At 62.4% G+C, this 10,272-nt stretch carries 12 protein-coding genes; 6 read left to right on the top strand and 6 right to left on the bottom strand.

All coding sequences use genetic code 11. The annotated features are described in order from the left end of the window. Together ACI94_RS00675 and ACI94_RS00670 are read left to right on the top strand one after the other, a co-directional pair. The coding region (locus ACI94_RS00675) for an AI-2E family transporter (protein WP_286680970.1) at positions 1-348 on the top strand (348 nt) is incomplete at its 5' end. A 66-nt stretch (positions 349-414) separates the two neighbouring features. Beyond that, a complete protein-coding gene (locus tag ACI94_RS00670) occupies positions 415-678 on the top strand; it encodes a hypothetical protein (protein WP_066955214.1) in 264 nt (87 codons plus the stop codon). 28 nt (positions 679-706) lie between these two features. Here ACI94_RS00670 and ACI94_RS00665 read toward each other — a convergent pair whose 3' ends face one another. Continuing rightward, positions 707-1,108: a cupin domain-containing protein gene (locus ACI94_RS00665; protein ID WP_066955211.1), complete on the bottom strand. Its 402-nt coding sequence runs from the start codon at positions 1,106-1,108 to the stop codon at positions 707-709. Between the two features lie 334 nt (positions 1,109-1,442). Here ACI94_RS00665 and ACI94_RS00660 point away from each other — a divergent pair, with 334 nt between their 5' ends. Next, a complete protein-coding gene (locus ACI94_RS00660) occupies positions 1,443-2,036 on the top strand; it encodes a DNA-3-methyladenine glycosylase (RefSeq protein WP_066955207.1) in 594 nt (197 codons plus the stop codon). Here ACI94_RS00660 and ACI94_RS00655 read toward each other — a convergent pair. After that, positions 2,005-2,955 carry a 4Fe-4S binding protein gene (locus ACI94_RS00655; RefSeq protein ID WP_066955459.1) on the bottom strand — a complete coding sequence of 317 codons (951 nt, stop codon included), beginning with the start codon at positions 2,953-2,955 and terminating at the stop codon, positions 2,005-2,007. The genes ACI94_RS00660 and ACI94_RS00655 overlap by 32 nt on opposite strands. Positions 2,956-3,091: 136 nt before the next feature. On the opposite strand from ACI94_RS00655, the gene ACI94_RS00650 reads away from it, so the two are divergent. Then, entirely contained in the window at positions 3,092-4,402 is a 1,311-nt protein-coding gene (locus tag ACI94_RS00650; protein WP_224732745.1) for a condensation protein, read from the top strand. 145 nt (positions 4,403-4,547) lie between these two features. Here the strand turns inward: ACI94_RS00650 and ACI94_RS00645 are convergent, their stop codons facing one another. The 3 genes from ACI94_RS00645 to ACI94_RS00635 are packed head-to-tail and all read right to left on the bottom strand — an operon-like array spanning position 4,548 to position 7,745. Continuing rightward, on the bottom strand, positions 4,548-5,729 hold the full coding sequence (locus ACI94_RS00645; RefSeq protein ID WP_066955204.1) for a radical SAM/SPASM domain-containing protein: 1,182 nt from the start codon (positions 5,727-5,729) through the stop codon (positions 4,548-4,550). Beyond that, on the bottom strand, positions 5,726-6,214 hold the full coding sequence (locus tag ACI94_RS00640) for an AsnC family transcriptional regulator (protein WP_273258485.1): 489 nt from the start codon (positions 6,212-6,214) through the stop codon (positions 5,726-5,728). The genes ACI94_RS00645 and ACI94_RS00640 overlap by 4 nt, the downstream gene beginning before the upstream one ends. Then, complete coding sequence (locus ACI94_RS00635) at positions 6,201-7,745, bottom strand: radical SAM/SPASM domain-containing protein (protein WP_273258484.1); 1,545 nt, start codon at positions 7,743-7,745, stop codon at positions 6,201-6,203. The genes ACI94_RS00640 and ACI94_RS00635 overlap by 14 nt, the downstream gene beginning before the upstream one ends. 203 nt (positions 7,746-7,948) lie before the next feature. Here ACI94_RS00635 and ACI94_RS00630 point away from each other — a divergent pair, with 203 nt between their 5' ends. Then, positions 7,949-8,662 carry a DNA alkylation repair protein gene (locus ACI94_RS00630; protein WP_066955198.1) on the top strand — a complete coding sequence of 238 codons (714 nt, stop codon included), beginning with the start codon at positions 7,949-7,951 and terminating at the stop codon, positions 8,660-8,662. Between the two features lie 100 nt (positions 8,663-8,762). Continuing rightward, positions 8,763-9,758 carry a PAS domain-containing protein gene (locus tag ACI94_RS00625; RefSeq protein WP_286680969.1) on the top strand — a complete coding sequence of 332 codons (996 nt, stop codon included), beginning with the start codon at positions 8,763-8,765 and terminating at the stop codon, positions 9,756-9,758. Positions 9,759-9,784: 26 nt separating this feature from the next. On the opposite strand, the gene ACI94_RS00620 is transcribed toward ACI94_RS00625, so the two are convergent. Next, on the bottom strand, positions 9,785-10,213 hold the full coding sequence (locus ACI94_RS00620) for a pyridoxamine 5'-phosphate oxidase family protein (protein ID WP_286680968.1): 429 nt from the start codon (positions 10,211-10,213) through the stop codon (positions 9,785-9,787). Positions 10,214-10,272: the final 59 nt, after the last annotated feature.

The following is a 10,272-nucleotide window of genomic DNA, read 5'->3' as shown; positions in this document are numbered from 1 at the left end:
ATCTTCTTTGCCTGGCTGCAGTTCGGGGTCTGGGGCGCGATCGTGGTGATTACGGTCGTCGCGGTCCTGAACGCACTGGTAGAGAACCCGATCTTTGCGCATTTCGCAGCCAGACGCTTTGATATCCCTGCCCTTGTGGTCATCCTCTCGGTCATCTTCTGGGGATGGGCTCTCGGCGTCGCCGGGATGATCTTTGCCGTTCCGCTCACGCTCATCGTCCTGATGGTCGTCCAGTTCAGCGATGATTTGGCATGGATTAACACGATTCTCGGCGTCGATCACCTCTTTACGGGAAAAGGCGAGGATTCGACCGTGATCCGGAGGACGGAGGCGCCCCCGGCGAGATGAGAGGACGGCCCCGGCGCGCCGGAAGGTTGATACCTTTTTTGCACATCCCTCCCCCGGGGAACATGAATGTTGCATACTCGAAAGATTGTCCAGAAACTCTGGGACGCGCAGGGTTACGGTAACCTCGCCGTCTGGGAAGACGGAACGACCGCCGTCATCACCCCGGGAGAGAGCCCCAAAAAGGACGGGAAAGCGCCGCTTGCAATCTTTAAGCCCATTCCTCTCGTGGCAGGATTCTCAATGTTGGACTTTGCCCTCCACGACACAGGTCTGCTGGAGCACATCGAGGCAACAATCCGGGAAGCGGGAGGCGAGATTGAGCGGGATTAATCGAAAAAAGATAATTGGTTTAGAGAATTTATTCGGTCGTCTTTCCGTCGAAGTGCTCTTCATCAGCCATGGCATCGTCGCGGGTCTTGTGCACGACCTTATCCCGGTGCTCCGGCGGCGAGTAGATTGTGTAGAGCTTGAGGGCGGCAGTCTTTGAGGTGTTCACCACGTTGTGCTTCGCACCGTTCGGCACGATCACAGCGCTGCCGTCCTTGACAGGGTACTCTATATCGTTGATGATGACGACGCCTTCTCCTTCTTCGAACCGGAAGAACTGGTCGACGTCGTCGTGAACCTCCTCGCCGATCTCTTCGCCGGGCTTGAGGCTCATCAGCACGAGCTGGCTGAAGTTGCTCGTGTAGAGAACTCTGCGGAAGTCAGTATTCTTTACCGTCTCGGTCTCAATATCAATCATAAAGCCTTTCTTCATCACACAACCTCCCAGTAGTCGGTTACAAATCCAGAATATGGAGGCACCAGTATTTAACCATTAGGTCGTTTCAGGGCATGGCATTAGCCAAACAGCCGAAAGGGGCACTCAAAGCAAGTACCTGACGGCATCGACGTCCATTTACACCGGCATTGTCCGGTCACCACGCCTTGACCACAGGCGTGACGCTGAGATCGCCACCGTGGGATCGCTTCTCCGGGAAGGTGGGTTACAGGATAACGAGACTTCTGTGCCGGGTCACCTCTGTCGTCGCCCGGAACTTTGATGGGCAGGCGAATGGAGACTTTTAGGAGAGATACAGTTAGAGATCCCCATGATCCTTCCGCCCGAATTCTACGATCGAGACACTGTGACTGTTGCAAAAGACCTGCTGGGATGTCTGCTTGTGCATCAGGACGAGACAGGAACGACGATGGGCTGGATCGTCGAGGACGAGGCCTACCTCCAGGGCGACCCGGCGGCCCATTCATATCGGGGAGAGACGAAAAGGAACCGCGCCATGTTTGGCCCGCCGGGTCATGCCTACGTCTACCGGATTTACGGCCTGCACACCTGTTTCAATGTCGTGACCGGTCCGGAAGGGATAGGGGAGGCGGTCCTCATCCGGGCGCTCGAACCGGCAGTCGGGATCGATCTCATGCAGGCGCGGCGGGGGACCGACGACCCGCTCGCGCTCGCGAGCGGCCCCGGGAAACTGACGCAGGCGCTCAAGATCACCATGGATCTCGACGGGACCTCACTCATCGACGGCCCCCTGCAGGTCTGGTCGCCCGAGAGTCTGCCGGGCCGCCGGCCTGAGGGGATTGACGGGGAGATTGTTCAGACGACACGGATCGGGATCACAAAGGCGGCGGACCTCCCTCTCCGGTTCTACCTCAAGGGGAACCGGCATGTCTCGCGGCGTTGAGTCCCCCACCCGGCCCGCGGCGCCGGACCCGGCTCCCTTCGACCACTTCGCCCTGGAGCGTCACGGTATACTCGGAGACCGGGATCTCTTTGCCCGCACGTTTCAGGGCCTCGTCCACGACGTAGCGCACCCCGCCGCAGCAGGGCACCTCCATATGCATGACGGTGATAGACCGGATCGTGTGCCGCGAGAAGATCTCGGCAAGCTTCGTGACGTATCCGGCGACGTCCGCATCCAGTTTCGGGCAGAAGACGAGCACGATCTTCCCCCGCAGGAAGTCCCGGTGGAACTCCGGGTAGGCAAAGGGGACGCAGTCGCCGGAGACGAGGAGGTCTGCATCGTCGAAATAGCCGGCCGCAGGGTTGACGAGCGTTAACTGAATCGGCCACTGCCGCAAGGCAGACTCGATCCGTGCGGCACGCTCAGCCTCCGTGGCCTCCTTCGCGAGGATGCTCCGGGCAACTGTACCCGGACATGCCGCAGGTTCCGTCTCCGCGGCCTCTTTGCCGAGGAGGCTTTGGGCCACGGTACCAGGGCACGCCGCAGGTTCTGTCTCCGCAACCCTGTGCTCGGGGACGGGAATGTTATTCTCGTTTAAGTACTCGATCGCCTGCCGATAGAGCCCCTCCTCCCCGTGGCCGAGGAGGTGCTCCAGGTGCGCCTTGATGACGGCCTCCCCCTGCGGAACGATCCTTGCCATCACGGCCCTCTCATCATACGGCCCGGCCTCCCGCTCAACGACGCAGATTGCGCCTTCCGGGCACGTCCCGACGCAGGCGCCGAGCCCGTCGCAGAAGAGATCGCTCACGAGCCTTGCCTTCCCGTCGATGATCTGGAGCGCTCCTTCCGGACAGTCGGGTATGCAGAGACCGCACCCGGTGCACTTCTCCTCGTCGATCTCAATGATCTTTCTCTTCATCCGGGATCCCTCTCTATGAAAGATCATCTACCCGGTCCATGTCCAAAAACGTTTGCCGCTCCAGGCATCTGGAACCAGAAGAGCACTACGATGGACAGGAAAGCAGTTATTCCTGAAACAAGAGAGTTATAGACTGATGTCCACGTTGCCGCCCCGATACCCTGCACCCGCGTTCGACGTCTTCAACATCTACTTCGAGCGCCTCTACGACCCGACGATGCATGTCGTCATCTGCCTCGACGGCGAAGTCGACGAAGAAGCCATGAGGACGGCGACGATGAGGCTGATCGCCTCCGATCCGTACCTTCGGTCGAAGTTTGCGGAGGTAAACGACCGGCCGGCCTGGGAGGAGATCCCGAAAGGGCTCTGGGATGGAGCGTTCATCCTCGTTCCGTCCGGCGAGTGTGAAGACCAGCCACATCATGTGCCACCGCCACCGCTCGATGTCCGTTCGGGGCCGCAGGTGCGGGTCACTCTTTACCGAAGAGCGGGAGGGGATCTTTTAGCCGTCACCTGTCACCACGGCTTCTGCGACGCCGCTGGCGCACTTACGCTTGCACAGGAACTCCTTGCGGCCTACCGGGGCGTCATGGACGACTCCGACTTCCGGCCGGCTCCCCGCAATCCATACGAGCGGAGCACGGCAAGAATCCTTGATCTCTACTCCGATGAGGAGCAAAAACAGGCACTTAGCGAGGAGGAGCGTTTCGTCGACCGATGGCGCTTCCCGATCGAGCGCACCGGGCGGGGGGTGCCCAGGGTCGCCCGCCGGACGCTCGCCCCCGAGCGGCTTGGGAGCATAAAGGCGTTCGGGAGGGAGCACGGGGCCACGGTGAACGACGTCCTGATCGGTGCATTCTTCCTTGCGCTTGCGAAGATCCGGGGCGATCCCGCCGACAGAAATGAGCCCCGCTCGATCCTCACCTCGGCTGATCTCCGGAGGAGGTATCCCGGCCTCTACGAGGACTCCCTGCTCACGAACCTCTCCGTCGCCTACGAACTCACCCTCTCTCTTGGAGAGGGAGAGAGGCTTGAGGATATCATCGACCAGGTTACGGAAACGACGACCCGAAAAAAGGCCGGGAGCCTCGGCGTTGCCACCATCCTCTTTTACGAGGAGATCATGGCCGGCGGGATGCCGGCGGTCCTCGCGTTCTTTGACGAGATGATCGAGCGCTACTGGCAATCAGGCCTGAAAAACCCGGTCCTCTCGAACCTCGGGATATTCGATCCCGATGAATACTTCCCAATTCCCGGAAAGGACGGTGCAGATCTCGGGATCCGGGACATCCAGTATCTTCCCTGCGTCTGCTGGCCCTACGGGTTTCTGATGATCGCCTCCACCTTTCGCGATCATCTGACGCTTACGACGGCCTACGAGGAAGGACCCTACTCGACGGCTGTCGTGGAGCGGTTCCTTGAGTACGTGGACGGATACCTCCCCTAACCCGCAGAACCTGCAAGAGACCACATCTCATCAAGATCCGCCCATCAAAAACTGCTTAAAGGCCGATCCGGCCTACGGGAAGGGTGTCGCGGATGCGCTCGGCATTTCGCTCGACCGGGTCCAGTAGCAGCGGATCCCCTCTTTTTTACTCCTCGACGAAACAGAACGGGTCTTCTGCGGAAAGGTGCCCGCCTGCCGCATATGCCCGCACCCGGCAGCCTCCCCCGCAGAGGTCGCGATAGCCGCACCGGCCGCACTTCCCCGAGAGGTCCCGCGGTGTTGCCCGAAACCAGGAGAGGACCGGGTTCTCCGCGTCCTGCCAGAGGCGCGAGAACGGCCGATCCCGGATGTTGCCGACGAGGTATTCGGGCAACCGGGCGAACTGGCAGGGGTAGACGTTACCCCGTGGATCGATGTTTGCCACCCGCTTACCCGCGCTGCACCCGCCGTTCAGGGACCGGACGAGCGCCTCGGCCTCGCGGACGTCGGGCGACCCGTCCCGCTCCATGGCCCGGAGGAGGTGAATGCAGTCCTGCGGGGCATCGACGGTCAGGATCTCCAGCGACCCGGGATCGGTCTCCTGCGCCCTCCGGTAGAGGAGCGTGAGCGCCTCGTCAACCTCTTTTGGCCCCACCTGGAGCCGGTCGTAGGCCTCGCTTCCCCGCCCGCTCGGCACAAGCCAGTAGAGGCAGAACCGCGAGGCTCCGAGCGTCCCCGCAAGGTCGAGTAGGGCCTCGAGTTCCCCCATGTTCTCCCTCGTCAGGGTGACCCGGAGGCCGGTCCGGATGCCAGCCTCCCGGCACCGGGCAAACCCTTCAACAGCCCTTGCAAACGCACCCTCACACCCCCGAAACGTGTCGTGAGTCTCCGGCCCCGCGCCGTCGAGCGATATCCCGACGTAGCCGATCCCGGTTTCCTTGATCATCCGGGCGACATCGGAGGTGATCAGCGTGCCGTTCGTGCTGAGCGCGGTCCTGATCCCGCGTTCCGCCGCCGCACGCGCGAACTCCGGCAGGTCCTCGCGGAGGAGGGGTTCGCCGCCGGAGAAGAGGATGAGCGGGACGCCCGCCGCGGCGAGGTCGTCGATGAGCGCGAGGGCTTCGCCGGTCGAGAGTTCGTCGTCTGTCATCAAGTCCGGCCGGGACCGGCTGTAGCAGTGGGCGCAGGCGAGGTTGCACCGGTCGGTGAGGTTCCAGAAGACGACAGGCCGGTAGTCCTGCATGAACGCGAGGTACTTTCCCGGCACCTCTGAAAGAGGCCTGTCTCGGTGGTGCATAACGCTGCTGACCGTTCCCCGTCCGTGCATGCACTGTGTGATCCTGTTCATGGTAGACCGCCTCCGTTCTCGTTGATGCGCACGTTCGGCACCCTCTTGTACTCCTCGGTGCTGAAGAGCACGATATAATCGCTGCACCCCGCCGCCCGGGCCATCTCCTCGACCGCGGCGAGCACCCCCTCCCGGCTCCTCCCGTGGTGCACGGTATACAGGGTGTACTCCCACCTCCCCGGCACCGGCCGGCGCAGGTAGCAGTGGGAGATCCCGGGAGCGGACGCGAACCGGGAGAAGTCCTCCCCGTCCCACCCCCCGGGCGGGCGCCAGGCGACGAGGGCGTTTGCCGTGATCCCGAGGAGCCGCTGGTTGATCCGCGCCCGTATCTTCCGGATCGCCCCCTCTTCGCGGAGGCGTTGCGCCCGGTGGAGCACCTCCGCCTCCGGGATGCCGAGCCGTCGCCCGATCTCTGCAAACGGCTCGGTGACCAGAGGGAGCCCCTTCTCAAGTTCTGAAAGAAGGGCGAGATCAGTCGGATCCATACGACCCCTCCTCCGAGAGCGGGAACCGCACGTCGATCTTATAGGCCCGGACGGTGGGGAGGTTGAGCGTGTCCTCCTTTGGGATGCCGGTTCGGGAGAGGATCTCCGCGAGCACCGCGGAGAGCCGCTCCTCTGTCGGGGCGGAGAGGGTGAACCAGAGAGAGTAGGCGTGGTCACGCCGGAAGTTGTGCGAGACCTCCGGGTAGGTGCTGACGACCTCCGCCACCTCGCGCACCCGGTCCTCCGGGACGCGGAGGGCGACCAGGGTCGCGGCGGCAAGCCCGAACTTCCGCGATTCATAGACCGGCGAGACACTGCGGAGGACGCCCAAGGACTGAAGCCGCCGCATCCTTGCGACGACCTCATCCTCCGCAAGCCCGACTCTCTCCGCGATGACGGCCCACGGGCGCGAGACCAGGGGGAGGTCGCCCTGGAGGGCGTCGAGGATCGCAAGATCGGTCCGGTCGGGGCCCCCGGGCTCGTAGGGGCACCACGGGTCTTCGCGGGTGATCTCCCCGCAGGGGTCATCGGGCCGCATGAGTCCGTCGCACCACCGGGCCGGAACGAAATCAACCCCGCGGCAGGCCCGCGCCCGGCACCCGCCGCAGACCGTCTTGTAGCCGCACCGGCCGCACTTCCCGGCAAGCCGGTCCGGGTCGCGGAGGGCGAGAAAGAGTTCCGAATTATTCCAGATCTCAGAAAACGGCGTGGTGCGGAGGTTGCCCGCGCTCACCGGCAGATAGGGGCAGGGCGTCACCTCCCCGGTCGCGTAGATCCGGCAGTAACTGATGGCGGCCATGCAGCCCCGACTCCAGCCGCGATTCTCAATCCCGACTTCGTCGGCAATCCGGCGGAACTGGGGTGAGCACGTCGGCCGGATCCGGAGATTGCTCTCCCGGTACCGGAGGAGGAGAGCCCGGATCAGGTCCTCGTACTCGCGGGGGCTGCCCTGCCCGGGTCCGCGTCCCCTCCCGGTCTCCACCGGGAGGAAGACCTGGTAGTCGCGGACACCCAGGGATTCGCCGAGAGCGATGACCTCCTCGACGTCGGCGAGGACGGGGCGCATGACCGTCATGTTGATCCGGACGCCGAGCCCCGCGTCTCGGCAGTGCTTGATCGCCGCGACCGCCCGCTCCCATACGCCGGCAACGCCGCGAAACGCGTCGTGGGTATCCGGGTCGGCGGAGTCGATGCTGACCGCCACCGACCGGATTCCTGCGTCTCTGAGCCGCTTCGCCGTCGCCTTATCGAGGAGGTACCCGCTCGTGCCCATCGCCATCACGAGTCCCCGTTCAGTCCCGTAGCGGGCGATCTCGAAGATATCCTCCCGCATCAGGGGTTCTCCCCCGGAGAGGACGACGATGGGCCTTCCGGTGTTCGCGAGTTGATCGATGACCGAGAGCGCTTCGGCGGTCGAGAGGACACCTTCCGCTTCGTCAACGCCAGCGTCCGCGTAGCAGTGGGCGCACATCAGCGGACAACGGAGGGTGACGTTCCACGAGATCAGGGCCGGGCCCTTCGTGCGCTCCATGCACCCCATCTCAGTTGCTTTCGACATCAACCTTTGGACAACCGGGGGGCATATCAATCCCGGCGCCCGACCGGGGAGAGGGGACCGCTGGAGCAGAATCCGACCGAGGATCTGCATGCCGCTATCGAGCAGGTTCTGCGTACAGATTGAGCGGCAGAACAAGTGCCGCATTGCTTATTCCCCTTCCCCCCGTACACCAGAATATGGATCCGGTCATCGAGGCGATACGGCGGGAGTTTGCGGCGCACGCAGATCCTGAGACATGCGCAAAGAGTCAGCGCTTCTTCAAGGAGGGGGTCCGGTGCTACGGGATAAGGACGGCAACCGTGACCGCAATCGCAAAGAAGTACTGGAAAGAGGTAAAATCCCGCGAAAAACCGGAGATCTTCGCCCTCTGCGAGGAACTCTACCGGTCCGGGATGCTTGAAGAGGCGTTCGTCGTCTCCGAGTGGGCATCAAGGCTCGCGGACCGCTACGAGCCCGATGATATCGCCGTCTTCCGCCGCTGGATCGAGACCTACATCACGAACTGGGCCACCTGCGATGGCCTCTGCAACCACGCCGTCGGAGATTATATCGTGCGCTACCCGGAAGAGATCGAGGAACTGAAGCGCTGGACGCAGTCGGAGAACCGCTGGATGCGGCGGGCAGCGGCGGTCTCGCTCATCGTGCCCGCAAAGCACGGAGAATTCCTCGACGAGGCCCTCGCGATCGCCGATCTCCTCCTTACCAATACAGACGACATGGTCCAGAAGGGCTACGGCTGGCTCCTCAAGGAGGGGAGCAGAAAGCACACCGACGAGGTCTTCTCCTATGTCATGGCAAAGAAGCAGAAGATGTCCCGGACGGCGCTTCGGTACGCGATCGAACTGATGCCAAAGGAACTCCGGGCGGAAGCAATGAAGAAAGACTGGTAAATAGCGGGGAATAATGGGGCCTGTAGCCGTACAGGAGCCTGGGGAGGTTGCACAAAATAGAAGCATTATAATATAAGAACATGGAAGTATACTTCCACCTATGCTGAACGACGATTCGGCAACCGAGACTCCCCCGGATCCCCAGACCAGGCGGAGCGGAGCGACCTGCCCCGAAACGGGCACTGACCCGCACTCACGCATGCAGAACTTCCTCCTCTTCACCATTTACCAGGTGCTCAATGAGTTTGAGGACGGGATCGCTCTCATCGACGAGCAGAACCGAGTCAGGTGGGTAAACGCGAGCATGCGGCGGCTCTTTGACCTGAACGAGGCCGACGTCGCCGGGATGCCCGCCGGGGTATTTACGCACCGGTTCATCAACCCGCTGGTCGAGGATGCTGAGAAGGTTATAGCGACCGCCGGCACCCGTGAACTGCACCTCCGTAAGCCTAACGGCGAGGAATGCTGGCTTGAATACTCAAGCCGGCCGATGCAGATCTACCCGGTGCGCAACAATAGGCTTGAGATATACCGGAAGATCACGCGCTGGAAACTCACGGAGCGGTGCCTCGTCGAGAGCGAGANNGCAAACGAGGTCGCCTGCAGACGGCTCGGCTACTCCCGCGACGAACTGCTGGCCCGTTCGCCGCTCGATATTGTCCCCCCGGAGAGGCTCGGCGAGGTCCTTGCCATCTTAAAGCAGTTCCGCTTAAACGACCGGATCCTCTACGAAAGCGAGCACGTCGCGAAGGGCGGGAACCGGGTACCGGTCGAGATCAACTCGCTCCATTTCCCCCTGCAGGGGAAGACGACCGTCCTCTCGATCTCCCGCGATATCTCGGAGCGGAAAAAGATGGAGGAACTCCGGCGGAAGGTATTCTCCCGGATCGAGCAGAGCATCGAACAGTCTGCCGCCCTCAGCGACCAGATCCGCCAGCCCCTGCAGATGATCATGGGGCTCGCCGCGATGGAGGGATCAGCGAATTCGAGGGAGATCGCCCGGCAGGCCGCCGTCATCAATGCCCTCGTCGACCGACTTAGCCAGGGATGGATCGAGTCGGAGAAGGTCTGCAGCGTCCTCCGGCGGCACTACTAAAAAGGAGGGGAGCGATCCCTGTACGCCTAGAACCTGACGCGGGGGGCCTCGGCCTCCCGCATATTGTTCTCCATCGTCCAGAAGTATGCCTCGCCGTGTGCCACGCGGAAGACGGCAAGTTTCGGGTCGTCCGGGCCGGAGATACCGATCTGGAGAAGCCACGGCCGCTCCGCGACGAGTCGCTCTTTTAAGGCGGGATCGTCGATGAACTCGACCGAACCCGCCACTCGCATCATCCTTCCGGCGCCCTCCGGGTTGTAGAAACAGAGTTCGACCTTCGGGTTCTTCGTAAGCTGCTGCCAGACGGCCTTCGGTGTCCCGGTATGGTAATAGAACCCGGTCTCATCGGCAAACCACATGGCAAACGCCCGCACCCGGGGCTGGTCGCCGTCCGCTGTCGCGATGTAGGTCACGGGATTCTCGTTTGCGAACTTCACGCAATCGGAAAAGTCCATTCTTCTTCCTCCTACATCCATACAGGAGCGGAATAGAAAAGGGTTCCGGGATTGGTCAA

Source organism: Methanoculleus sp. DTU007, assembly GCF_001512385.1.
GTDB classification, from domain to species: Archaea; Halobacteriota; Methanomicrobia; order Methanomicrobiales; family Methanoculleaceae; genus Methanoculleus; species Methanoculleus thermophilus.
This window is presented reverse-complemented; position numbering and strand designations above follow the sequence as displayed.